This window comes from Xanthomonas hortorum pv. cynarae, assembly GCF_002939985.1.
GTDB classification, from domain to species: Bacteria; Pseudomonadota; Gammaproteobacteria; order Xanthomonadales; family Xanthomonadaceae; genus Xanthomonas; species Xanthomonas hortorum_D.
Genome location: NZ_MDFM01000001.1, coordinates 214,340 through 237,588 on the forward strand (window position 1 = coordinate 214,340; position 23,249 = coordinate 237,588).

The following is a 23,249-nucleotide window of genomic DNA, read 5'->3' on the forward strand; positions in this document are numbered from 1 at the left end:
CATGCGTCAGATCATTCTCGATACCGAAACCACCGGCCTGGAATGGCGCAAGGGCAACCGCGTCGTCGAAATCGGTGCAGTGGAGCTGCTGGAGCGGCGCCCCAGCGGCAACAACTTCCATCGCTATCTGAAGCCGGATTGCGACTTCGAACCCGGCGCGCAGGAAGTGACCGGGTTGACCCTGGAATTCCTGGCCGACAAGCCCTTGTTCGCCGATGTGGTGGAGGAGTTCCTGGCCTACATCGACGGCGCGGAACTGATCATCCACAACGCTGCGTTCGATCTGGGCTTCCTGGACAACGAACTGTCGCTGCTGGGCGACAACTACGGCCGCATCGTCGAGCGCGCCACCGTGGTGGATACCTTGATGATGGCGCGCGAGCGTTATCCGGGGCAGCGCAATTCATTGGACGCCTTGTGCAAGCGCTTGGGCGTGGACAACTCGCATCGCCAGTTGCACGGCGCCTTGCTCGATGCGCAGATCCTGGCCGATGTGTATATCGCGCTGACGTCTGGCCAGGAGGAAATCGGGTTTGCCAGCGCCGATGCCGGTCAGAGCACCCAGGACGCTGACGGCATGATCAGCTTCGATCCGGCACTGCTGTTGCCGCGCCCGCGCGTGGCGGTGACTGCCTCGGAGTCGCAGGCGCACGAGGCGCGTCTGGCGCAGTTGCGCAAGAAGGCCGGGCGTGCGCTGTGGGATGCGCCGGTCGAAGAAACTGCCGCTGCCGGCTAGTAGCTACGCACCAGAATCGCGGTGATGTTGTCCGAGCCGCCGCCATCCAGTGCGGCGGCGACCAGGCATTCGACGCATTCCTGGGCGCTGCAATCGGCTTGCGACAAGGTTGCGGCGATGGTGGCGTCGTCGATTTCTTCGGTCAGGCCGTCGCTGCACAACAGCAGCTGCATGCCGGATTTGAGTTCGCCCTGCATGGTGGCGACATTGAGGTGGGCCGGGTCGGTCACGCCCAACGCCTGGGTCACCACGTTGCGATGCGGATGCGCGCGTGCCTGCTCGCTGGTGAGCGTGCCCTGCGCGATGAGTTCCTGCACGTAACTATGGTCCTGGCTCAGCTGTGCCAGCCGGCCGTCGCGCCACAGATAGGCACGGCTGTCGCCGACCCAGGCCACTTCGAAGCGCTGGCCCAGCACGCGGGCGGCGACCACGGTGGTGCCCATCGGCAAGGTATCGTTGCAGCGGCGCGAGGTCTTGATGATCTCTTCGTCGGCGATACGCACCGCCTGCGCTAGCGGTGTACCTGCGCGCACTTCGCGCACGATGGTTTCGCGCGCCAACGCGCTGGCCACTTCGCCGCAGGCATGCCCGCCCATGCCATCGGCGACCAGCCACAACCCCAGCTCGCTGTCGCCGTAGTACGTGTCCTCGTTGAGGTCGCGACGCAGGCCGACGTGGGTGAGATGTCCGAATTCGAGCATGGGGCCGGGTCGCCAGAGGAAAGATGCGCCACCATCATCGCGGCCGGACCGGCCAGCGGCAACAGACTGCTTGCCGGTACTGCAGTGCGGGTTCACTCCGGACCCAGATGGCGCCGTGTGTCGAGCTTGCCCAGCCCGCTTGTGGCTTGGCGCCTGTGCCCGTATGATTCACGGCCCCGGGACACCGGGGACCATCTGGAGAGGTGGCAGAGCGGTTGAATGTACCTGACTCGAAATCAGGCAGGCGTTTATAGCGCCTCGGGGGTTCGAATCCCCCCCTCTCCGCCAGATTGAGGCGAGTAGTTGTGCCAGTGCTGCGTGAGTTTCGCCGGCGTCATTGGGGGGGTGAGAAGCCCCGGGTTCGACAGACAGCGCAGCTGTCTGCACGGCGAAGCCGCCCGCAGGGCGAAGGCACGTAGTGCCGAGTGAATCCCCCCCCCCTCTCCGCCAGATTCGCATCAGCCCCCGCAAGGGGGCTTTTGTTTATGGGTCGCAGCCAGCCGGTGCGATGCCTACACTTCCACCTTTGCTATCCGTTGGAGGCATGACATGTCCGAGATTCTGGTGCCGGTGTCCTTTGGTGAGCTGCTCGACAAGATCGCGATCCTGCAGATCAAGTCCGAGCGCATCAGCGACCCTGCCAAGCTGACCAATGTGCGCAACGAGCTGTCTGCGCTGGAAATCAGCTGGATGGCGCATCCGGCCGCCGGTCACGATATCGTGCGTTTGCGTGCCGCGCTCAAGGCCGTCAACGAGCGGCTGTGGATGATCGAAGACGACATCCGTCTCAAGGAGCAGGCGCAGACCTTCGACGATGCATTCGTGCAGCTGGCGCGCAGCGTCTATATCGAAAACGATGAGCGCGCGCGCATCAAGAAAGAGATCAACCTGGCGCTAGGGTCGTCGTATGTGGAAGAGAAGTCGTATCAGGACTATCGCGCCAAGGGTGTCTGAGCGCTGATGCTTTGCGCTGCCCCTAGGCAGCCGAGCAGCGGCGCAGTGCGCGCCGCTTGCTCAAGCGATTGAATGCCTGTTTGAGCGAGCATCCGTCGCCGCCCCTCAGCGTGGATGATCGGTGCGATAACGCTCGAAAGCAGCGATCGCATCGCCCACGGTGATCAGCGACATCACCTCGTCGAACTCGATCTTGGTGCCCCATTTCAGCTGGTCGGCCGGCTTGCCCAGGTGTTTGCGGGCGGCCGCGTCGTAACGGTCCACGCAATAGCGCACGTCCGAATACGGGCCGCTGCGCAGCGGATTGCTCGCTGCATGCAGGCCGAGCACTTTGGTGCCCATCGCGTTGGCGATATGCATCGGCCCCGAATCAGGTGTGACCACCAGATCGGCGCGGGCGAGCAGGGCGGGGAGCTGCTTGAGCGTGTCCTTGCCGACCAAGTCCAGCACCGGCGTGCGCGCGGCCGCGACGATGGCATCGGCGGTGCTGCGTTCAAGCTCGCTGCGGCCACCGCACAGCACGATTCGCCAGCCTTGCGCAGCGGCGTGATCGGCCAGTGCCGCGTGGCGGTCGGCGTACCAGTTGCGGCGCGCATGGCTGGAGCAGGGCGAAATCATCAGCACCGGGCGGCCGTCGTTATCCCACTGCGCGCGCGCCCAGGCATGCGCCTCGTCCGGCACTGGTAGATCCCAGCGCACCTGGGTCTGGGTCAAGCCGAGCGGCTGCGCGAAGCTGCCGATGGCGTCGAGCACGTGGATGCCGGGGCGGTCGGCGATGCGCTCGTTGACGAACAGGCCGTGCAGGTCTTTGGAGCGGCTGCGGTCATAGCCGATGCGGCGCTGCGCCGGCACGAATGCCGACAGCACATTCGCTCGAAAGGCCACCTGCATCTGCAGCAAGGCATCGAAGCGGCCCAGCGGCGCCAGCGACTGGCGCAGCGCGCGCATACCGGCCACGCCGGTGCGCTTGTCGTAGGCATGAAACTGCACGCCGGGCAGGCCGTCGAGCAACTTCAGCCCGGCCTTGTCGATGATCCAATGCAGCTGGCTTGCCGGAAACCCCGCCTGCAAGGTGCGCACCAGCGGCACCACGTGGGTGACGTCACCCAGGGCGGACAGGCGCAGCAGGCATAACGAAGCGGGCGTAGAAGCCATGGTGTTGTTAGACTCGATAGATGGTTTCTTTCGACGCCACTGAAGCGCTGACGCCGTACCGCGAAGGCCGCGGTTATGGCGCCATTCTGTTCGACCGCGAACGGCTGCGGCAAGCCGATGCCACGCTGTTTTCGCCGCAACACTGGGGCGACAGGGCGCGGCCGGTGGATGAGGGCGGGCGTGGCGGGGCGTGGTTTGTGGATGCGCCGTTCGGCCGCAGCGTGTTGCGCCAGTATCTGCGTGGCGGCATGGCTGCCCGGGTGAGTCGCGATCACTACCTGTGGAAAGGGGCGGGGCGCACGCGCAGCTTCGCCGAGTTCCGGCTGATGCGCGAGTTGCTCAGCCGGAAGTTGCCGGTGCCGCGCCCGTTGGCGGCCTGCTACCTGCGCGAAGGATTGGGCTATCGCGCTGCGCTATTGATGGAGCGCCTGGAAAACGTGCGCTCGCTGGCCGATCACGCGCAGGTTGCCGGGCGTGGCGCGCCGTGGGAAGAGACCGGGCGATTGATTGCGCGCTTTCATCGCGCCGGCCTGGATCACGCCGATCTCAATGCGCACAACATTCTGTTCGATACTGGTGGGCACGGCTGGTTGATCGATTTCGACCGTGGCGTGTTGCGCATTCCGGCCACGCGCTGGCGCGAGCGCAATCTGGCGCGGCTGCATCGCTCGCTGTTGAAATTGCGCGGCACGCGCAGCCGCGAAGATGTCGACAAGGATTACGAGCGCCTGCATCGCGCTTACGAACTGGCCTGGGGCCGGGGCTACTGATGAACTGGGCGTTGCGTGTGCAGGGGGTCGGCAATGCGTCGGCGGTGGCGCTTGGCTCGCCGATGGCCACACTCGAGCGTGCCGGCGCGCCGTGGCTGACCATCGACTGCGGCAGCGAGGGGCTGACTGCGTACCAGGCCCATTACGGCCGGTTGCCGCAGGCGTTCTTCATTACCCATGTGCATCTGGACCATGTTGGCGGGCTGGAGCGGGTGTTCGTGGACAGCTATTTCTCCGAGCGGCGCGGGCGCACCCGCCTGTACGTGCCGGCGCCGGTAGTGCCGCTGCTGCAGCGGCGGATCGCCGACTACCCGAACGTGCTGGCCGAGGGCGGCGCCAACTTCTGGGATGCGTTTCAGCTGGTGCCGGTCGGCGATGCGTTCTGGCACGACGGCGTGCGGCTGGAGGTGTTCCCGGTGCGCCACCATTGGCCGGAGACCGCGTACGGGCTGCGCCTGAAGGGTGCGCTGGTGTGGAGCGGCGATACCCGGCCGATCCCGGAAATGCTGGCCCGCTATGCCGATGACGGCGAACTCATCGCGCATGACTGCGGCGTTCACGGCAACCCGTCGCATACTGGCGTGGACGATTTGGAGCGGGAATACCCGCAGGACCTGTTGAGCCGCATGCTGCTGTACCACTACGCCAGCGACGCCGACGGCGACGTGCTCCGCGCACGCGGCCATCGCGTTGCGGTGCCTGGACACTACCTGGAGCTGGCGGAGCCGACAACCGCCATGGTGCTCTGATGAGCGCCTTGCTGCTGCCGAATCAGACCGCAGCGCCGATGCAGGACCGCTATGGCCGGCCGCTGCGCGATTTGCGGCTGTCGGTCATCGAGGCCTGCAACTTCCGCTGCGGTTACTGCATGCCGGCCGATCGGGTGCCGGACGATTACGGTTTCGATGCGCAGCAAAGGCTGAGCTTCGATCAGCTGGAAACGCTGGTGCGCGCGTTCGTGTCGGTGGGCGTCACCAAGGTGCGTCTGACCGGCGGCGAGCCGCTGCTGCGACGCGACCTGCCGAGCTTGGTTGCGCGACTGACCGCCATCGACGGCATCGAGGATCTGGCGCTGACCACCAACGGCACCTTGCTTGCGCGTCAGGCGGTTGCCCTGCGCCAGGCCGGGCTGCGCCGCATCACCGTAAGCATGGATGCCTTGGATCCGGAGCTGTTCAGACGCATGAGCGGCAACCGCGGCGAGATCGCGCAGGTGCTGGCCGGTATTGCCGCTGCCGAGCAGGCCGGCTTCCAGCGCTTAAAGATTAATTGCGTGGTGCAGCGCGGCATCAACGAAGACCAGGTGCTGCCGTTGGTGGAGCACTTCCGTGGCACCGGCCACGTGCTGCGCTTCATCGAGTTCATGGATGTGGGCAGCTGCAATGGCTGGACGCCGGATGCGGTGGTGACCTCTGCGCAATTGCACGAACGCATCCACGCACGCTGGCCGCTGGCGCCGCTGGATGCCAATTACACCGGCGAAGTGGCGCAACGGCATGCCTTTGCCGACGGCGCGGGCGAGGTGGGTTTCGTCAGTTCGGTCAGCGTGCCATTTTGCGGCGATTGCCAGCGCGCACGCGTGTCGGCCGATGGGCAGTTGTATACCTGCCTGTTTGCTAGCCAGGGCCATGACCTCAAGCCGGCGTTGGGCCAGGGCGAGCATGGATTGTCCGAACATCTGCGTGCGCGCTGGAGCATCCGTGGCGACCGCTACAGCGAGGTGCGTGCGTCGTCGATGCCGCGCCGCGGCAAGCCGGTCGAGATGTTTTTGATCGGTGGGTGAGGGGCGGTTGTTTCATCAGGGCACCGCTTTCACCGAGAATGCCGCATCCTGAGCGCCTGTCATTGTGTCGTTTCCCATGTCCGCAAAAACCCGTTCCGCACGCCTGACCCACCTGGATGACGCCGGGCTGCCCACCATGGTGGATGTCTCGGACAAGACGGTCACCGCACGCAGTGCCACTGCCGAAAGTCGCGTGCGATTTCCTGCAGCCGTGGCCGCGCAGCTGCGCTCCAACGGCTTGCGCAGCGCCAAGGGCGGCATCGTGGAGACCGCAGTGATCGCCGGCACCATGGCGGTCAAGCGCACGCACGAATTGATTCCGTTCTGCCACCCGCTGCCCATCGATGCGTGCCGCTTCGAGATCGACTGGGTTGGCGAACAGGTGCTGCACATCAGCTGCACGGTGCGCTGCGTACATCGCACCGGGGTGGAGATGGAAGCGCTTACCGGTGCCAGCGTGGCGGCATTGACGGTCTACGACATGTGCAAGGCGTTGTCGCATGCAATGAGCATCGGCCCAACCAGGCTGGTGTCCAAACGCGGCGGCAAGCGCGATATCGGAGCAACGCGATGAGCGCGACAGTGACGGTGCTGTATTTCGCCAGCTTGCGTGAAGCGGCGGGCGTTGCAAGCGAGCAGGTGCACTCGGATGCGCAGGATTTGCGCGCGTTCTATGCCGAACTCGATACGCGCCATGGCCTGCGCTGGACGCCGACGCAGCTGCGCGTCGCGGTGGATGGCGCGTTCGCACGCTGGGAGGACGAGGTGCGCGACGGCAGTGAAATCGTGTTTATTCCGCCAGTGTCGGGAGGTTGAGTGTGAGCGAGCAGACAACCGCCATCTTTGCGCTTTCTGACGTGCCGTTATCGATCAACAGCTTGCGTGCCGCGCTGGAGCATCCGCATGCCGGCGCATTTGCCAGTTTCGAGGGCTGGGTGCGCAACCATAACGAAGGCCGCGGCGTGGCCGGGCTGCGCTATGAAGCCTATGCCGCACTCGCGCAGGCCGAAGGCCAACGCGTGCTCGACAAAGCGATGAGCCGCTTTGCCATCGTCAACGCGCATTGCGTGCACCGCGTGGGCGAGCTGCGTATCGGCGATATGGCGGTGTGGGTGGGCGTCAGCGCAGCGCATCGCGGGGCCGCATTCGATGCCTGCCGCTTCATCATCGACGAGGTCAAGGCACGCGTGCCGATCTGGAAGCACGAGCATTACCTTGAGGGCGATGCAGGTTGGCTGCATCCGGAAGCGCAGACGCAATGACAGCGTTGCTGCCGCTTTGCGAATACGCACACAACCACCGCCACATGGGCAGCCTGTTCTCTGATTAGGGTGGTGTCCCCGCCGGTTGACCTCGGCGCCCGCGTCAATCGATACCGTTGCTGCCTTCCGGCCCTGGCGGGATTTTCGATCTAGCGTCGCGAGGGACCGACGGGGCCACCATAAGACGTGGGCCACTGGCGTGGCCCTGGATCCAGGCAATCGCGTTGCAGGATCATAAAACTGGCGGAGAGAGGGGGATTCGAACCCCCGAAGCGCGGTTTAGACGCTTACACACTTTCCAGGCGTGCTCCTTCAACCACTCGGACACCTCTCCGTACCTGCCGCCCGACTGGGTCGGCGGCAGGAGCGGGATTCTAGCCGTCGCGGGCGCGGTTAACAAGGCGAACGATCTCCGCGGTCGGCAGCATGCCGCCTTTGCAGCTCCTCAGGTTAAGCAAACACGCTTGCCGGGTGACCTCGGTCAGCGGGGACGGCGGGGTACCACTGCTGAACGATCAATCTGGCGCGCCATGGCACAATATCGGTTCAGAGGAAGCTGGTTGCCCGATGTCTTATCTTGTTCTCGCCCGCAAGTGGCGCCCGAAGCGTTTTGCCGAACTCGTTGGCCAGGAACATGTGGTCCGCGCGCTCAGTAACGCGCTCGACAGTGGGCGCGTGCACCACGCGTTTCTGTTCACCGGCACTCGCGGCGTGGGCAAGACCACCATCGCGCGCATCTTCGCCAAGTCGCTCAATTGCGAGACCGGCACCAGTGCCGATCCGTGTGGCACGTGCCCGGCCTGCCTGGATATCGATGCCGGCCGCTATATCGACCTGCTGGAAATCGACGCCGCCTCTAACACCGGTGTGGACGATGTGCGCGAGGTGATCGAGAACGCGCAGTACATGCCCTCGCGCGGCAAGTTCAAGGTCTATCTGATCGACGAAGTGCACATGCTCTCCAAGGCGGCGTTCAACGCGCTGCTCAAAACCCTGGAAGAGCCGCCGGAGCACGTGAAGTTTCTGCTGGCCACCACCGACCCGCAGAAGTTGCCGGTGACGGTGCTGTCGCGCTGCCTGCAGTTCAATCTCAAGCGGCTGGACGAGGATCAGATCCAGGGCCAGATGACCCGGATTCTGGCCGCCGAGCAGATCGAATCGGATCCATCGGCGATCGTGCAGCTGTCCAAGGCCGCCGACGGCTCGCTGCGCGATGGCCTGTCGCTGCTCGATCAGGCCATCGCCTATGCCGGCGGCGCGCTGCGCGAGGACGTGGTGCGCACCATGCTTGGCACGGTCGACCGCACCCAGGTTGGCGCGATGCTGCAGTCGCTGGCCGATGGCGATGGTGCGCGCCTGTTGCAGGTGGTTGCGGCATTGGCTGAATTTTCGCCCGACTGGAGCGGCGTGCTGGAGGCCTTGGCCGAGGCCTTGCACCGGATCCAGGTGCAGCAGTTGGTGCCGTCGGTGGCGTTTGTCGGCGATGGCATCGACCCAACCGCGTATGCCGCGCAGCTGCGGCCGGAAGTGGTGCAGCTGTGGTACCAGATGGCGCTCAACGGGCGTCGCGATCTGTATCTGGCGCCGAGCCCGCGCGCCGGTTTCGAGATGGCGGTGTTGCGCATGCTCGCCTTCCGTCCTGCGGCGGCGGTGCCGGCTGGTGGCGCTGACGATGGACGCGGCGCTGGCGCCGGTAGCGGTGCGCATTCGGCAGCAGCTGACGGTCAGATTGCTGCACCGGTCGCGGCGGTGCCTGCTGCAGTCGCGAAGCAGGCAGCGGCCAAGCATGCCGAGGTGATTGAAGCGACGCCGGCTCCCGTTGCGGCGGACGTGACGCGTCCGGCGCCAACGGCTCCCGCAGTCGCAGTGGTCGCTACAGCGCCTGCACCGGTTGTCGTCCTGACTGCTCCAGCGGCCTCTTCCGATGCTTCGCCGTCAGCCACCCCCGCGCGCAACGACGACACGCCGCCCTGGGCGATGGACGATGCGCCCGTGCGTGCGACATCCGCGCCCGTCTCCGCGTCGCCCGCTGTGTACGCGCCGGAAGCCGCAATGGCAGCCCCGGCAGCAGTTGTGGCGCCACAACCTGTCGCGGTTGCGCCCGAAGCTGCAGTTGCGCCTCCGGTAGCTACTGTGGCACCGGCGCTCGCCGCGGATGCAGCGCCGGCTGTGGCGACCCCCTCCGCAACTGCTGTATCCGCAGCATCGCCAACATCCGATCCGTCCGTCCTGCTCGACGACGGCCAGATTGCCGACGCCGAGCAATGGCTGGAGCTGGTCACCCGCAGCGGCTTGAACGGCCCCTCGCGCCAGCTCGCGGCCAATGCCGCCTTCGTCAGTCATCGCGAGGGCGTGCTGCGTCTGGCGCTGGCGCCGGGCTTTGAATATCTGAACTCCGAACGCTCTATCGCCAACCTTGCGCAAGCGCTCGCGCCCGAGTTGGGAAACACGCCGCGCATCGTCATCGAAACCGGCAGCGCCGATGTCGAGACCCTGCACGAGCGGGCCAATCGCCAGAAAGGCGAGCGCCAGAGCGCGGCCGAAACCGCCTTCATGAACGACCCGAATGTGCAGCAGCTGATTCAGCAGCAAGGCGCGCGGGTGGTCCCCGATTCCATCCGCCCTTACGACGAGTAACGACACATGCGTGGGAACATTGCCCAATTGATGCAGCAGGCGCAGAAGATGCAGGAAAACCTGCAGCGCGCCCAGGAAGAACTGGCCAAGCTGGAAGTCACCGGCACTGCCGGCGGCGGCATGGTCAGCGTGACGCTGACCGGTGCCAAGGAGTGTCGCAAGGTGCGTATCGATCCGAGCATCCTCTCCGACCAGGAGATGGCCGAGGATCTGATCGCCGCCGCCTTCAACGATGCCTCCAACAAGATCGACGCCGAATCCAAGGACCGGATGGGCTCGGCCACCGCCGGCATGCAGTTGCCGCCGGGCATGAAGCTGCCGTTCTAAGGATCAGGGATTGGGCATTCGGGATTGGAGATTGGCAAAAGCGAGATTGCTTTTGCCTTTGCGCATCCCGAATCCCCACTCCCGAATCCCGGCCACCCAATGTCCTCATCCCTTCTCGAACAACTGATCGAGGCCTTCCGGGTGTTGCCGGGTGTTGGCCAGAAATCGGCGCAGCGCATGGCCTACCACGTGCTCGAGCGCGAGCGCGAGGGTGGGCGTCGCTTGGCCACGACGTTGGCCAATGCGGTGGAGAAGGTCGGGCATTGCGCGCAGTGCCGCGACTTCACCGAGTCGGAGATCTGCGCGATCTGTGCCAGCGCCAGTCGCGACCGACAACAGCTGTGCGTGGTCGAATCGCCGGCCGACCGCCTGGCGATCGAGCACGCCACCGGGTATCGCGGGCTGTACTTCATTCTGCAGGGGCGCTTGTCGCCGCTGGATGGCATCGGCCCGCGCGAGCTGGGGCTGGACCGGCTCGGCGAGCGTCTGGCCGCCGGTGAAGTCACCGAAATGATCATCGCCACCAATGCCACGGTCGAAGGCGAGGCGACCGCGCATTACCTGGCGCAACTGGCGCGGCAGCATGCGGTGCGCCCGAGCCGACTCGCGCAAGGCATGCCGCTGGGCGGCGAGCTGGAATACGTGGATCGCGGCACCCTGTCGCACGCCTTCGGCACCCGCAGCGAGGTGCTTTGAGAGCTGGGATTGGGGAGTCGGGATTGGGGATTCGCAAAAGCAAAACACCACAAGCGCGCGGTAAGCTCTTGCCAATCCCAAATGACCAATCCCCAATCTCCTTCCATGACCGACACCATCTTCGGCAAGATCATTCGTCGCGAAATCCCGGCCAACATCGTCTACGAAGACGACGAGGTGCTGGGCTTTCAGGACATCGCACCGCAAGCGCCGGTGCATGTGCTTTTCATTCCCAAGCAGCACGCCATTCCAACCCTGGACGATGTACCGCCAGAGCAGGCGTTGCTGGTCGGCAAGCTCGCACTTGCTGCGGCGTCGTACGCGCGCGAACAGGGACTGGCGCAGGATGGCTATCGCATCGTGATGAACTGCCGTGAGCATGCAGGCCAGACGGTGTTCCATATCCATCTGCATCTGCTGGCCGGCGCGCCGTTGGGGCGTTTCGGTACGCCTTGATGCGTTGTTCGATCAAGCGCCGCCTGAGCGCATAACGCGTCTGATGCGAGTCGCCAAATCGCACAAACAAAAACGCCGCTCCCTGCGAGCGGCGTTCTTGTGTGACAACTATTTTAGCGATCAATTACCACCAACCGCGGCCACCCCAGCCCCAGCCGCCGCCCCAGCGCGGGCCCCACGGATCGCCCCACGGGCCATACGGGTACGCCGGCACCACGTCGACTTCGCGCAAGACGGGCCACAGGTAGACCACGTCGGCATTCACCTTGGGCAGCTTGTAGTCGTACTCGCCGATCTTGGTGGTTTCATAGCCTTCGATCTTGCCGATGAAGGTCACTTCGCGGCCCGGCTCGAACACGGCCGGATCGTAGAAGCCCGAACGGCAGGCCAGGAAGCGGCCATCGCTGGCATCCACGGCGTTGCGGTCCGGGCGCCCGCTGGCATTGAGCGGGCGCGAGATCAGCTCGAAGCAGGTCTGGCCCTGGCTCGGTGTGGTCTGGATGATCTTGCCGCCCCAACGCACGGACGTACCGACCTGGGCGCTCGCAGTGGAATCGCTCGGGCTGACCGTAGGAAACTGGCCCTGCAGCGGCTTGGGCGCAGTCGCGCAGGCTGCGAGCCCGAGCACAGCGACAATGGGAAGAAGAAAGCGGGTACTCATGAGGAAGCTCCGGTTCGCGGGCGATGCTGCAGCAGATCTTTAAGGAGTGAGGCGCTGTCCGAATCAGCGCCAGCGTATCGCGCGGCAGCGAAACGTTGGCTGAGCGGCAACAATGCCGTATTCGGATGTGAACGGGCGACACGTTGCGCCCAGGCGATGGCCGGTTCGTAGGGTTCGCGTGCGAGGCCAAGCTTGGTATAGCGGCGGCCGAGCCGATGCCAGGCACGCAGCAGCGGGTCGCGCTCACGCTCGCCGCGCGCCAGCAACCAGCCCATCCAGGCCAGTGCGCTGACGGCGAAGATGCCGAAGATGGCGGCCAACTGGGAGGTATCCAGGCGATCGATGCCAAACGGCTGCAACAGGCGTTGCTGGCGGTCGGCATCGAAGGACAGCACCAGGTCGTTCCAGCCGCGGCGCAGCAGATCGCTGACCTGGGCAAGGCTTTCCCAGGCACCGAGCTGGGCGAAGTTGTTGCCTGCACCGGTTTGTACGCGATCTTCGAGCGTGTCGTAGATGCGTTCCGGCGCCACTGCGGCGGTGGGGTCCACGCGAACCCAGCCGCGCCCCGTCAGCCAGACTTCGGTCCAGGCATGCGCATCCATGCGCCGCACCACCCAGTAATTGCCGAAGCCGTTGTAGGTGCCGCCGGCATAGCCGGTGACCACCCGCGCCGGAATGCCGGCCGCGCGCATCAGCACCACGAATGATGAGCTGAAGTGCTCGCAGAAACCGGCTTTCTGCTGAAACAGGAACTCGTCGACGCTGTTGCGCCCGAGCAGCGGCGTATCCAGCGTGTAGGCGAATTCGCGGGTGATCCACTGCAGCGCGCGCTGCACCACGGCATCGTCGTTGCTGCCGGCTTCCGCGCGCCATTGCCTTGCCAGTGTGAGCGTGCGTGGATTGAAACCGGGTGGCAGGGCGAGGGCGCGCTTGCGCAGCTGGTCGGGCAGGTCGGTGTCGAAGCGTGCCGGTGGCGCCGATTGCAGCTCCCAACGCGTCAACGCGCTCAGTGGCCGCTGCGCAAACAGTTCGTAGTCGGGCGACAGCTCGGCATTGGCCACCGCTTGCGTGGGCAGGTCCAGCGACACCAGTTGGCGACGGTCGGTGGGCTCGTAGTCCAGGCGGTAGCGGTAGGTCTGCGGCCCGGCAGTGACCGATGCGGGTTGGCCGCGACCGGTCCAGCGCGCGCGCTGCCAGGTGCGGCCGTCGAAGTCCCACATCACCGGCCCGCGCCAATAGCGTTGCTCTGGCGGCGGTGCCTTGCCGGTGAACTGCACGCGCAAGGCTGGGCTGTCGTCGGCCATCAGGTCGATCCATTCGCCCGGCGACATGTTGTCCGACAGGCCGGGTCGCGACAGCGCGCGCTCGGGCACGCCCCACAGCGGCGAACTCAGCCGCGGCAGCAACCAGAACGTGGCCAGCGCCAGCGGCACCCCGATGGCGACCAGCTTGCCGATGCTGCGCAATTGCAGGCGCAGGGCCGGCGTGCCGGTGCGGTGCTCCTCGTCGGCCAGCCGCTGCATGCTCAAGAGCGCGCTGACCACCGCGAGCAGCGCCAGGCCCATCGTCGCCGGCCCCTGGTCGAGCAGAAACGCGGCAAACGGGGCGAACAACGCAAAACCCAGCAAGCTGCGGGCATCGCGCAAGGTGCGCAGTTCGGAGGCCTTGATCGCCAGCATCGACGCCAGCACCGCGCAGCCGGTGTCGCGGCCGAAGCGCATGCCGATCTGCCAATACACCGCCGCCAGCATCGCGACCACCAGCAACAGCCGCACCGGTGCCATCAAGGTGCCGCGCCAGCTCAGTACGACGACCAGCACGGCGGCCACGGCAATGGTGCCGGCGAGCAACCCCGGTAGCTGCAACAGCAACGGCGCCAGTGCCAGCCAACTGGTGGCCAGCACCCAGCCGCGGCTGGGCTGGGTGATCGGGAGGGACGGCTCAGTCATGAGGAAGCAAGGCCAGGGCGCGCAGGCACAGGTGATGGTGCGAAGGCCCTTGTGCAGGCCCCAGCGGCGGCTGGCCCGGCAGCAGCAACCGGTAGCGTCGCCCGTCGCGCTCGGCCAGGTTGATCCAGCGGGCAAGCCGCGCAATGCGGCGTTCGTAGGGCAGCGCGTTGAGCGTGCGCCAGTCCAGCGTGACTTCGATGCCCAGGGGTTGCTCGTATTCGCGCACCAGCAGGCTGTCGCGGCGCGCGGAGTGCTTCCAGGAGATCGTGCGTGGCGCATCGCCTGCGCGATAGGGGCGCAGCTGGTGCAACTCCTCGCCTTGCGCGTGGAGGCGGGTCTGGTTGGGCGAACCGGCGCCTTCGGGCAATGACGGCCCCTGGTCTTCGGGCTTGGGATAGGCCAGTAACGGGGTTTCCGGCCACACCCACGACCAGGCGCGCACCAGCCCCAGCGGCTGGGTGCTGGACAGGCGGATGCGTTCGATGTCCTGCCAGCCGCGGCGTTCGGTGGGCACCAGTAAGTCGACATCGGCCATGTCGTGCTCGATCAACGAGCAAAAGCCGCTGCTTTCCAGATGGTCCAGACGCAATCCGCGACGCACGCGGGTATCGCGACGCGCCAGTGATACGCGCATGCGTAATGGCTCGCCTGCGATCACCGGCTCGGCCGACACCGCCTCGATGCGCAGCGCCGACAATTGCAGGTGCGCCATGATGCTGCTGGCAATCCCGGCGGTGGCCAGCAGCAAGGCCAGCAGCAGGGCGGGGTTGTTGTTGTAGTTCAACGCACCCAGCAGCATTGCCAGCAGCAAGGCGGTGACGAACAGCCCGAAACGTGTGGGCAGCACGTAGATGCGCCGCCGATCCAGCACGATCGGCAAGGCCTCCGCGCCCCGCGGACGCGCCAGCAGGCTGAGGCGGCGGCCGATGCCGCGCAAGTGCGCACGCACGTTGGTCAGTCCACCGGCACGCTGTGCAGCAGCGCCTTGGCCAGTGCCGGCCCGGACGACGATTCGGCCTCCGGCACCAGCCGATGCCCGGCCACGGCCACGAACAGCGCCTGCACATCTTCCGGCAGCACATGCTCGCGCCCTAGCAGCAGCGCGTAGGCCTTGGCCGCGCGCAGCAGCGCGATACCGGCACGCGGCGACAGACCGACGCGCACGCCGGCATGCTGGCGGCTGCGCAGCAGCAAGGCCTGCACATAGCCGATCAGCGCATCGCTGGTATGGATCTGGCTGACCACCGCGCGCAGCGCGACCACGTCGCTATCGCTGAGTTGCGGCACCGCCTGGGCGATCAATTCACGCCGGTCCACGCCCGACAGCAGCGCGCGTTCGGCATCGGCGCTGGGATAGCCCAGGCTGAGCCTTAGCAGGAAACGGTCCAGTTGCGAATCCGGCAGCGGGAAGGTGCCGGACAGATCGACCGGGTTCTGCGTGGCGATCACGAAGAAGGGTTCGGGCAACGCATGCGTGACGCCGTCAAGCGTGACCTGCTGTTCGGCCATGGCTTCGAGCAGCGAGCTTTGCGTGCGTGGCGGCGCGCGATTGATTTCGTCGGCCAGCAGCACGTTGGTGAACACCGGGCCGGGATGGAACTGGAACTGGCGCGAGGCGGCGTCGTACACCGACACGCCCAGCACGTCTGCCGGCAGCAGGTCGGAGGTGAACTGCACGCGCTGGAAGCCCAGCCCCAGGCTGGAGGCCATCGCGTGGGCGAGGGTGGTCTTGCCCAGGCCGGGCAGATCCTCGATCAGCAAATGCCCGCCGGACAGCAGCGCCACGAATGCCAAACGCACTTCCTGCGCCTTGCCCAGCAATAGCGAATTGACCTGGTCTTGTGCGCGCCGCAGCGATTGGCGCAGCGCATCGGTTAGCATTTCCGTGGAACGCAGCGGTGTCGACATCACAATTCCGTAGGTGGAAGAAGAGTGCACAGGGCAATGCAAGGGGACCAACGCGCACATCGCACTTTCGTGATCCTGTGGACACTGGCGACAGCCGTCAAGCTGTTGATTGCCGCGCGGCTGCCGCTGTTCGTGGACGAGGCGTTCTATTGGCAGGAAGGCCAGCATCTGGCTGCCGCATATTCGGATCTGCCCGGCATGACGGCCTGGCTGGCGCGGCTGGGTGCGGAAGTCGGCGGACATCATCTGCTGGCCTTGCGTCTGCCGTTTCTGGCCATCGCCGCGCTGCTGCCGTGGCTGATCGCGCATATCGCCACGCGCTGGTTCGGCTCCACGCTGGGCTGGCAGGCCGGCAGCCTGACCTTGCTGATGCCACTCTCGGCCACGCTCGGCATCCTGGCGGTGCCGGACGTGCCGATGGCGCTGGCGGCGGTGCTGTGCATGGATGCCGGCGCGCGGCTGCTGCGCGAAGTCGATGCGACCAGCGCGCTCGAGCTCGCCATCGGTTTGGTGATCGGTGCGCTCAGCCACTACCGCTTTATCGGCGTGATCGGGGTGGGCTGCATCGCGTTGCTGTGCATTCCGCAGGGGCGCGCGGTCATGCGCGACCCACGTATCTGGATGGCGCTGACCGTGGGCGCGATGAGCTGGCTGCCGCTGTTGTTCTGGAATACCGACCATGACGAGGCCGGGCTGCGCTTCCAGTTGGTCGACCGGCATCCATGGCGCTTCCAGATCACCGGGCTGTGGTTCTTGCTCATACAGGCGGTGCTGGTGACCCCGCTGCTGGCCTGGGCGATGGTCAAGGTCGGGCTGGCTGGCACGCGTGCCGGCGGCGGCTCGCGGGCGCAATGGCGGTATTTCGGCTTGCTGGGCGGCATTTCGACTGTGGCGATCTTCGTGCTCGGTTTCTTCAGCGACGCCGAGCGGATCAGCTTCCATTGGCCGCTGCCGGGCTATCTGGCCTTGCTGGTGGCGGTGCCGGTGATCCTGATGCGCTGGCCGCATGCGCTGCGTCGCGCCGCATGGGTGATCGCCTTGCTCGGCACGTTGGGCGCATACGGCTATTACCTGGCGGTGTCGGTGCCGTCGATTCGCGCGCATGCGGCTGGTGAAAAATACTATCCACGCAATTTCGCGGGATGGAACCATCTGGCGGGCGCGGTTAAGGTCAAACTTGCGCAGATGCCGCCTGGCACGCGGGTGCTGGCGGAAAACTTCAAGGTCGGCGCCGAGCTCGGTTTCCAGTTGCACGATGCCAACGTGGAAGTGCTGCGCGCGGACTTGAACGACAAGCACGGACGCAGCGCGCAATTGCTACAGTGGGGATTGCTCAGTGACGGCACGCGTGCCGGACCGCGGCTGCTGGTGCTCTCGCCCAGCGATCAGCGCTATCGCGACCTGCTGAAGCGTTACCACGCCATCTGCGACATGGTCGGGCCGTTGCCGCCGCCCACGGTGGTGTCTACCGACCATGGCTATCAACGCTTTCTGTTGTTCGCACTGCCCGCACAACGTCAGCCCGGCCCGTGCATCGCTCCGGCGATGGCCTGGATCGATACGCCGTTGCCCGATGTAAGCGTGTCCGGGCAGGTGCAAGTGCGCGGCTGGGCATTCAAGGATGGCGTCGGCCTGTCGGATGTAGAACTGCTGCTCGACGGCCGCCCGGCCGCGCAGGCCGACTACGGCACGCCGCTCGACGTGCGCCCGTACTGGAAGATCTCCACCGACCCGCAACACCCCAACGTCGGCTTCACCGCCACGCTCGATACCCACGCGGTGCCGCCCGGCACGCATTGGCTGGGGCTGCGCCTGCACGGCCACGATGGCAGCGTCGAGGATTGGTGGGAGCAGCCGCTCACTGTAACGAATGATGCTGGGTTGTAACGTTCGAGCGCCGAGTAGAGCAGTCTGTTCGAGTCACAACACTGCTCAAGCAGCTTTCTGCGTGGTCCAACGGCCGGTCATAGTCGACAAGGAAAAAAGGAAAAGCAATTGCAGCGCAAATATAAGGATTTACCCGGCGATTCCGGCGACCGCCGTCGGGCAGACAGGGCTTGGAGCAAGCTGCCGGAGGTGCTGCTGGTTGGTGCCAAGTGGTCCTATCTTGCAATCGGTATGTTGGCGATGGTTACGCTGTCGCCCAAGGTGCTCTATGCCGATCCATGGCGATTCGCGAAAAATCTCCTGGGCCAGCCTTGGCCGCGGAATGTACTTGCGGTGGATAACGGACATCGTGAGGTCCTGCCCAATCTGCTGCGTCTGGCAGAGCTCAGATGGTTCGATGGCAATCAATGGCTGCAGATCTGGGTAGGTATTGCGCTGGCATTGCTGACAGTGTGGATGTTGCTGCGTCTGGTGCGTACCGAGCGTCTGAGTTCTTTGGCGCAGGCTGCCGCTGGGCTGGTTTGTGCGACGAGTATTTTCTGGCTGGGAAACGAGCGGGCATTGGTGCATGCAAACGAGTCGGTGCATGTCTATCTGATCACCGCGTTTCTGGTCGCCGGTTGTTGGTTGCTTGGTCATGGCAGCGGTTGGTGGCGCGCCGTACTGGCGGCACTCTGCGGGTTCGCAGCGACCTTCTGTTTTGGTGCGGGCATAGCTACGTTCGTTGCTTTGCTGGTGATGTTGTTGCTGCGTAGGGCGTCATGGGCCCAATGGTGCATTGTGCTATCGGGCTTTTCTGTATCTCTACTGCTGGTCCTGGGCTTTGGTGATGCGCACACACAGGGCGCGCGCATCATCGCGCCACTTTCGCAGTTGGATATTGTGCTGCGTTGGCTATCTGCGCCGTTTATTTATGCCTGCCTTCCACTGGTTGACGTAAACGTTGCAGCAAAATTGCCAGTGGAATCCTTGCGGGCAGTTGCAGTTGCAATTTCCAATGCATACACCGCGCTATTCGGCCCGGTCATGATCTCGGCCTGGCCGCACAGATTGATAGGGGGATTGGGTGTGGGTGGTTTGATGGGCATTACCTACTCACTCTGGCGTCGGCGGGCGGAATCGGTTGCAGAGCTGACAGCGATCTCGATTGCCTGGTTTGCGCTCGCCATCGGAGCGGCAATCGCTTTGGCGCGCGCCATCTATTTCCAGTCTTTTCCCGAGCAATTGCTGGCTGGGCGCTATCTGCCTTGGTCGGTCCTGTTCTGGAGCGGTCTGTTGTTGCGGTCGTTCGTTCGGTATGGACATTTTCACCCGCGCCGTGTCGCAGTGGCGGGCTTGGTGCTGGCATGTTGCTTGGTGCCAAGCACGCTATGGATGGCGCTCCTTGCGCAGCGCATGCAGACCGCGGCCAACATGACGGCAACCGCGGCAGCGGCAGGAGTGATTGATGCGGATGCCGTCTACGGAGAGACCGTTCTCACGGAAGTTGCCGATGCACTGCCTTTACTGAGGGCAGAAGATACGTCCATCTTTGCATGGCCGGAAACACGTTATCTGGATGGCACGCAGGTCGCTGCCGATCCAGTTGCGATCGCAGATGTTGCTGCAACGCCGGTCCGTAATCTTCTGAATGATGCGCCAGCGATTCGATTTGATTTCAAGGCAGAGACGTCGGCGTCGCGTCTGGTCCTGATGTGCGACAAAACCCCTCTGGGAGTGGCGACGCGCGTGGGACGCGGGCCGCAGTGGGTTGGTTGGTCGGCACGAACTGCTGCTCCATCCTGTCTTCGGGCTCTTCAGGTGAGAGGCAGTGCCTGGTTTTAGGTTTGCCTTCGCGCCTGGCATGTCTCGCGGTTGAGTTAGTTTTTAGCACTCACTGGATGGCAGAGGAGGTCTTGTCGCCTCCCTGCGATCGTTGCCGGTCACTCAAGGCAGTTCAAACCCCGCCTGCCGCAACAGCCGCGCCAGCGCGATCAGCGGCAGGCCGACCAGTGCGGTGGGGTCTTCCGAGCGGATGGCGTCGAACAGACTGATGCCCAGGCCTTCGCACTTGAAGCTGCCGGCGCAATCCAGCGCTGGCTCGGCGGCGAGGTAGCGCTCGATCTCGGCGGGCGCCAACGGGCGTAGCTGTACTTCGGTCAGGTCCAGCGCGTGCAGGCTGCGCACGGGGCCGACCAGGCTCACGGCGGTGTGGAAGCGCACCACGCGGCCGGACATTGCAGTCAGCTGCGCGCGCGCCTGGTCCAGCGTTCCCGGCTTGCCCAGGGCCTGGCCGTCCAGGTCGGCCACCTGATCCGAGCCGATCACCCAGGCATCCGGGGCGTGCGCCGCTACCGCTGCCGCTTTCTCGGCGGCAAGACGGCTGGCCAGAGCGCCGGGGGTTTCTCCGGGCTGCGCCTGCTCGTCCACCTCCGGGCGGGCGGTGTTGAAATCCAGTTGCAGGCGGCCGAGCAGCTCACGCCGGTAGACGGAAGTTGAGGCAAGGATCAGGCGTGGCATCATGGCGTGCTGTGAGGGGACGGGCAGGGGAGTCTGCCAGCCACCGCGCAGCATGTGTGAATGGGCGCATTTGACACGGAACCTGCGGGTCTTTAACATTCTGCGGCTTATGTCCGCGAACGTACCCGAAATGCTGGATGCTTGGCGGATGGTCGCAGCGCGCAGGCGCTTCGATGGCCGCATCCCGCTCTCTGCGATGACCCGTCTGCAAGGAAGCCTTGTCGATACCGAGGGCGAATGTGTCTATTCGCTTGAATTCGACCAGGACAATCTGTTGAAGGTCGCTTATGTCGAACTCAGTATCGATGTCGAGCTGCCGCTGGCGTGCCAGCGCACCCTGCAACGGTTTCTGTATCCGGTGCAAATCAGACAGCGTCTTGGTTTGATCCGTGACGAGGCCGACGAAGCTGCATTGCCGGCCGAATACGAAGCGCTGCTGGTGCCTGAAGATGGCATGCTGCGGGCGGTGGATCTGGTCGAGGACGAGCTGGTGTTGTCGGTACCGGTGGTGCCAATGGCCCCGGGAAGCGAAGCCGTCGAGGCCGAGTGGGTGCCGACCCAGGAAGAGCAAGACAAGGCCAGTCCGTTCGCGGCACTGGCAGCGTTGAAGAAACAGTAACCGCCGCTGTTAAGGGCGGAAAGACAGGTCGACGCGGGCGTAGAGCGTCCTGTTCGACTCGACAGACAAGTTATCGAACTTAAGTTGGAGCAATCCCATGGCTGTGCAGAAATCCCGAGTTACCCCGTCCCGTCGCGGCCAGCGTCGTTCGCACGATGCCCTGACCGCCAAGCAGCTGTCGACCGATCCGACCAGCGGCGAGATCCATCTGCGCCACCACATCACCGCTGACGGTTACTACCGCGGCAAGAAGGTGATTGCGACCAAGTCGTCGGCCGTCCAAGAAGATTGATCCGTGGCGCCCGCCGCACTCAGCGGCCGGGCGACCCTCGATTCTTCCGGAGCCGTCGGTCACCGCGGCTCTTGCACTAGGAAACAGCATGAGCAAGCGGATCTATTCCAGAATCGCGGGCACGGGTAGCTATTTGCCCGAAAAGGTGTTGACCAACGACGATATGTCCAAGATCGTCGACACCAGCGATGAATGGATCTTCTCGCGCACTGGTATCCGTGAGCGTCATATCGTTGCCGACGACCAGACCACCAGCGATCTGGCGTATTTCGCCTCGCTGAAGGCGATGGAAGCGGCCGGCGTCAGCGCCGACGAGATCGACCTGATCGTGGTTGGCACCACCACTCCCGACCTGATCTTCCCGTCCACTGCCTGCCTGTTGCAGGCGCGGCTGGGCAATGTCGGTTGCGGCGCGTTCGACGTCAACGCGGCCTGTTCGGGTTTCGTCTATGCGCTCAGCGTCGGCGACAAGTTCATCCGCAGCGGCGCCGCCAAGACCGTGCTGGTGGTCGGTGCAGAAACGCTTACCCGTATCGTCGACTGGACTGATCGCACCACCTGCGTGCTGTTCGGCGATGGTGCTGGCGCGGTGGTGCTCAAGGCCGACGAAGAAACCGGCATCCTCAGCACCCATCTGCACGCCGATGGCAGCAAGAAAGAGCTGTTGTGGGATCCGGTCGGCGTGTCGGTCGGTTTCGGCGAAGGCAAGAACGGCGGCGGCGTGTTGCTGATGAAGGGCAGCGAGGTCTTCAAGTACGCGGTCAAGGCACTGGACTCGGTGGTCGACGAGACGCTGGCGGCCAATGGCCTGGGCAAGGGCGACCTGGATTGGCTGATCCCGCACCAGGCCAACATGCGCATCATCGAAGCCACCGCCAAGCGCTTGGAGCTGCCGATGGATCAGGTGGTGGTCACCGTGGATCGCCACGGCAACACCTCCTCGGCCTCGGTGCCGTTGGCGCTGGACGAAGCAGTTCGCTCCGGCCGCGTGCAGCGTGGTCAATTGCTGCTGCTGGAAGCGTTCGGTGGTGGATTTACCTGGGGCTCGGCGCTGCTGCGCTACTGAGCCACCACAGGCATCGCCGCGTCCGCCGGCGATGCCTGACAGCGTCAGGGACGGACCCGTTATGGCAGAACCCATCGTCATCGCCGGACAGCGCTTCTGGCTGAAGCAATACCGTCGCGGCAACCGCGCGGTCTCGCTCGGAGCACTCAATTTTGTCGCCCGCCGCTGGGGCCTGGACGCCTTGCGTCCGCCGCCGCACCGTGGCGGCGATGCCGCACGCGATCTGGAAGCGCGCCGGCTCGGCGAACTGCAGGCGCAAGCGGTCAATGTGCCGCGTGTGGTCGGTTGCGGGCAGGCGGCCCTGGTGCTCAGCGACAACGGCCGCTCCTTTGCCAGCTGCCTGCGCGAGGCCGATGCGCCCGAACGCGACCACCTGATTGCGCTGGCGGTGGCCGCCATTGCCGACGCCCATCGCGATGGTGCGTATTTCGGCCAACCGCTTCCGCGCAACATGACCTTCGACGGGCAGGCGGTCGGCTTCATCGATTTCGAAGAGGACCCGCTGGAAGTGATGGACCTGGCGCAGGCCCAGGCGCGCGACTGGCTGGTGTTTGGCTACGGCGTAGCCAAGTACTACCGCGGCCGCCGCGAGGTACTGCAGCGGCTGATGACGGGCGCTTTCGATGCGGCCGGCCCGGCCGTGGCGGCGCATGCGCATGTGGTGACCGGACGATTGCAGCGGTTTGCGCAGCTCAGCGGTCGCCTGGGGCGCTCTGCCGGGGCATTGGCGCGCGCCATCCTGGCCATCCACGCGGCGACCTCCCTGGCCGTGGTGCTGGTGCTGGTGATGTGCGTGGACTGGCTCGCCGATGGCGAAATGGACCTGCTCAACGCCTTGCTGTAAGTGTGCCGGCGGTCGCGCTGGCCGGGTCTTGCATACGCGGCAGTACA

At 65.1% G+C, this 23,249-nt stretch carries 25 protein-coding genes, 2 tRNA genes and 1 other RNA gene; 19 read left to right on the forward strand and 9 right to left on the reverse strand.

Annotation, left to right across the window (positions count from 1 at the left end):
- Position 1: 1 nt before the first annotated feature.
- Positions 2-736 carry a DNA polymerase III subunit epsilon gene (gene dnaQ / locus XcyCFBP4188_RS01110; protein WP_006450177.1) on the forward strand — a complete coding sequence of 245 codons (735 nt, stop codon included), beginning with the start codon at positions 2-4 and terminating at the stop codon, positions 734-736.
- On the opposite strand, the gene XcyCFBP4188_RS01115 is transcribed toward dnaQ, so the two are convergent.
- A complete protein-coding gene (locus tag XcyCFBP4188_RS01115; protein WP_006450178.1) occupies positions 733-1,437 on the reverse strand; it encodes a PP2C family protein-serine/threonine phosphatase in 705 nt (234 codons plus the stop codon). The genes dnaQ and XcyCFBP4188_RS01115 overlap by 4 nt on opposite strands.
- Before the next feature lie 197 nt (positions 1,438-1,634).
- On the opposite strand from XcyCFBP4188_RS01115, the gene XcyCFBP4188_RS01120 reads away from it, so the two are divergent.
- Both XcyCFBP4188_RS01120 and XcyCFBP4188_RS01125 read left to right on the forward strand, forming a co-directional pair.
- A tRNA-Ser gene (locus XcyCFBP4188_RS01120) sits at positions 1,635-1,725 on the forward strand.
- A 261-nt stretch (positions 1,726-1,986) separates the two neighbouring features.
- On the forward strand, positions 1,987-2,391 hold the full coding sequence (locus tag XcyCFBP4188_RS01125; RefSeq protein WP_006448436.1) for a DUF6165 family protein: 405 nt from the start codon (positions 1,987-1,989) through the stop codon (positions 2,389-2,391).
- 105 nt (positions 2,392-2,496) lie between these two features.
- Here the strand turns inward: XcyCFBP4188_RS01125 and XcyCFBP4188_RS01130 are convergent, their stop codons facing one another.
- Positions 2,497-3,546, reverse strand: a complete 1,050-nt coding sequence (locus XcyCFBP4188_RS01130) for a glycosyltransferase family 9 protein (RefSeq protein ID WP_104591494.1) — start codon at positions 3,544-3,546, stop codon at positions 2,497-2,499.
- 20 nt (positions 3,547-3,566) lie between these two features.
- Here XcyCFBP4188_RS01130 and XcyCFBP4188_RS01135 point away from each other — a divergent pair, with 20 nt between their 5' ends.
- From XcyCFBP4188_RS01135 to XcyCFBP4188_RS01160, 6 genes are all read left to right on the forward strand, one after another.
- On the forward strand, positions 3,567-4,316 hold the full coding sequence (locus tag XcyCFBP4188_RS01135) for a 3-deoxy-D-manno-octulosonic acid kinase (protein WP_006448434.1): 750 nt from the start codon (positions 3,567-3,569) through the stop codon (positions 4,314-4,316).
- The gene (locus XcyCFBP4188_RS01140; protein WP_006448433.1) at positions 4,316-5,065 is read left to right on the forward strand and encodes an MBL fold metallo-hydrolase; all 750 of its coding nucleotides are present in this window, start codon (positions 4,316-4,318) and stop codon (positions 5,063-5,065) included. The genes XcyCFBP4188_RS01135 and XcyCFBP4188_RS01140 overlap by 1 nt, the downstream gene beginning before the upstream one ends.
- Positions 5,065-6,099, forward strand: a complete 1,035-nt coding sequence (gene moaA, locus XcyCFBP4188_RS01145) for a GTP 3',8-cyclase MoaA (RefSeq protein ID WP_006448432.1) — start codon at positions 5,065-5,067, stop codon at positions 6,097-6,099. Before XcyCFBP4188_RS01140 ends, moaA begins: the two co-directional genes overlap by 1 nt.
- Before the next feature lie 76 nt (positions 6,100-6,175).
- Positions 6,176-6,673: a cyclic pyranopterin monophosphate synthase MoaC gene (moaC, locus tag XcyCFBP4188_RS01150; RefSeq protein ID WP_006448431.1), complete on the forward strand. Its 498-nt coding sequence runs from the start codon at positions 6,176-6,178 to the stop codon at positions 6,671-6,673.
- The gene (locus XcyCFBP4188_RS01155; protein ID WP_006448430.1) at positions 6,670-6,915 is read left to right on the forward strand and encodes a MoaD/ThiS family protein; all 246 of its coding nucleotides are present in this window, start codon (positions 6,670-6,672) and stop codon (positions 6,913-6,915) included. The genes moaC and XcyCFBP4188_RS01155 overlap by 4 nt, the downstream gene beginning before the upstream one ends.
- A complete protein-coding gene (locus tag XcyCFBP4188_RS01160) occupies positions 6,912-7,361 on the forward strand; it encodes a molybdenum cofactor biosynthesis protein MoaE (RefSeq protein WP_006448429.1) in 450 nt (149 codons plus the stop codon). The genes XcyCFBP4188_RS01155 and XcyCFBP4188_RS01160 overlap by 4 nt, the downstream gene beginning before the upstream one ends.
- 75 nt (positions 7,362-7,436) lie before the next feature.
- Here the strand turns inward: XcyCFBP4188_RS01160 and ffs are convergent.
- Positions 7,437-7,533: signal recognition particle sRNA small type (gene ffs, locus XcyCFBP4188_RS01165), an RNA gene on the reverse strand.
- A 69-nt stretch (positions 7,534-7,602) separates the two neighbouring features.
- A tRNA-Ser gene (locus XcyCFBP4188_RS01170) sits at positions 7,603-7,695 on the reverse strand.
- A gap of 233 nt (positions 7,696-7,928) precedes the next feature.
- Here XcyCFBP4188_RS01170 and dnaX point away from each other — a divergent pair.
- The 4 genes from dnaX (at position 7,929) to XcyCFBP4188_RS01190 (ending at position 11,477) form a co-directional block, all read left to right on the forward strand.
- A complete protein-coding gene (gene dnaX / locus XcyCFBP4188_RS01175) occupies positions 7,929-9,998 on the forward strand; it encodes a DNA polymerase III subunit gamma/tau (RefSeq protein WP_104591495.1) in 2,070 nt (689 codons plus the stop codon).
- Positions 9,999-10,004: 6 nt separating this feature from the next.
- Positions 10,005-10,325 carry a YbaB/EbfC family nucleoid-associated protein gene (locus XcyCFBP4188_RS01180; RefSeq protein WP_005913896.1) on the forward strand — a complete coding sequence of 107 codons (321 nt, stop codon included), beginning with the start codon at positions 10,005-10,007 and terminating at the stop codon, positions 10,323-10,325.
- Positions 10,326-10,424: 99 nt separating this feature from the next.
- Complete coding sequence (gene recR / locus XcyCFBP4188_RS01185; RefSeq protein ID WP_006448426.1) at positions 10,425-11,021, forward strand: recombination mediator RecR; 597 nt, start codon at positions 10,425-10,427, stop codon at positions 11,019-11,021.
- A gap of 105 nt (positions 11,022-11,126) precedes the next feature.
- Positions 11,127-11,477 carry a histidine triad nucleotide-binding protein gene (locus XcyCFBP4188_RS01190; protein ID WP_006448425.1) on the forward strand — a complete coding sequence of 117 codons (351 nt, stop codon included), beginning with the start codon at positions 11,127-11,129 and terminating at the stop codon, positions 11,475-11,477.
- Between the two features lie 124 nt (positions 11,478-11,601).
- Here the strand turns inward: XcyCFBP4188_RS01190 and XcyCFBP4188_RS01195 are convergent, their stop codons facing one another.
- Genes XcyCFBP4188_RS01195 through XcyCFBP4188_RS01210 form a run of 4 tightly spaced genes read right to left on the reverse strand, consistent with a single transcriptional unit; the run spans position 11,602 to position 15,995 of the window.
- On the reverse strand, positions 11,602-12,138 hold the full coding sequence (locus tag XcyCFBP4188_RS01195) for a Slp family lipoprotein (protein ID WP_006448424.1): 537 nt from the start codon (positions 12,136-12,138) through the stop codon (positions 11,602-11,604).
- Positions 12,135-14,087 carry a transglutaminase TgpA family protein gene (locus XcyCFBP4188_RS01200; protein ID WP_104591496.1) on the reverse strand — a complete coding sequence of 651 codons (1,953 nt, stop codon included), beginning with the start codon at positions 14,085-14,087 and terminating at the stop codon, positions 12,135-12,137. Before XcyCFBP4188_RS01200 ends, XcyCFBP4188_RS01195 begins: the two co-directional genes overlap by 4 nt.
- Positions 14,080-15,036, reverse strand: a complete 957-nt coding sequence (locus XcyCFBP4188_RS01205) for a DUF58 domain-containing protein (RefSeq protein ID WP_104591497.1) — start codon at positions 15,034-15,036, stop codon at positions 14,080-14,082. The genes XcyCFBP4188_RS01200 and XcyCFBP4188_RS01205 overlap by 8 nt, the downstream gene beginning before the upstream one ends.
- A gap of 5 nt (positions 15,037-15,041) precedes the next feature.
- Positions 15,042-15,995, reverse strand: coding sequence for an AAA family ATPase (locus tag XcyCFBP4188_RS01210; RefSeq protein ID WP_023902896.1), 954 nt, complete (start codon positions 15,993-15,995; stop codon positions 15,042-15,044).
- A 36-nt stretch (positions 15,996-16,031) separates the two neighbouring features.
- Between XcyCFBP4188_RS01210 and XcyCFBP4188_RS01215 the strand changes: the two genes are divergently transcribed.
- On the forward strand, positions 16,032-17,882 hold the full coding sequence (locus tag XcyCFBP4188_RS01215) for a glycosyltransferase family 39 protein (RefSeq protein ID WP_006448420.1): 1,851 nt from the start codon (positions 16,032-16,034) through the stop codon (positions 17,880-17,882).
- A gap of 108 nt (positions 17,883-17,990) precedes the next feature.
- On the forward strand, positions 17,991-19,706 hold the full coding sequence (locus XcyCFBP4188_RS01220; RefSeq protein ID WP_006448419.1) for a hypothetical protein: 1,716 nt from the start codon (positions 17,991-17,993) through the stop codon (positions 19,704-19,706).
- 102 nt (positions 19,707-19,808) lie between these two features.
- On the opposite strand, the gene XcyCFBP4188_RS01225 is transcribed toward XcyCFBP4188_RS01220, so the two are convergent.
- Entirely contained in the window at positions 19,809-20,384 is a 576-nt protein-coding gene (locus tag XcyCFBP4188_RS01225; protein ID WP_043907087.1) for a Maf family protein, read from the reverse strand.
- Positions 20,385-20,490: 106 nt separating this feature from the next.
- Between XcyCFBP4188_RS01225 and XcyCFBP4188_RS01230 the strand changes: the two genes are divergently transcribed.
- From XcyCFBP4188_RS01230 to XcyCFBP4188_RS01245, 4 genes are all read left to right on the forward strand, one after another.
- Positions 20,491-21,000: a YceD family protein gene (locus tag XcyCFBP4188_RS01230; RefSeq protein ID WP_043907086.1), complete on the forward strand. Its 510-nt coding sequence runs from the start codon at positions 20,491-20,493 to the stop codon at positions 20,998-21,000.
- Between the two features lie 97 nt (positions 21,001-21,097).
- Positions 21,098-21,292, forward strand: a complete 195-nt coding sequence (gene rpmF, locus XcyCFBP4188_RS01235; RefSeq protein WP_003483870.1) for a 50S ribosomal protein L32 — start codon at positions 21,098-21,100, stop codon at positions 21,290-21,292.
- An 88-nt stretch (positions 21,293-21,380) separates the two neighbouring features.
- Entirely contained in the window at positions 21,381-22,358 is a 978-nt protein-coding gene (locus XcyCFBP4188_RS01240) for a beta-ketoacyl-ACP synthase III (RefSeq protein ID WP_006448416.1), read from the forward strand.
- A 61-nt stretch (positions 22,359-22,419) separates the two neighbouring features.
- Complete coding sequence (locus tag XcyCFBP4188_RS01245; RefSeq protein ID WP_043907085.1) at positions 22,420-23,202, forward strand: BUD32 family EKC/KEOPS complex subunit; 783 nt, start codon at positions 22,420-22,422, stop codon at positions 23,200-23,202.
- Positions 23,203-23,249 lie beyond the last annotated feature (47 nt).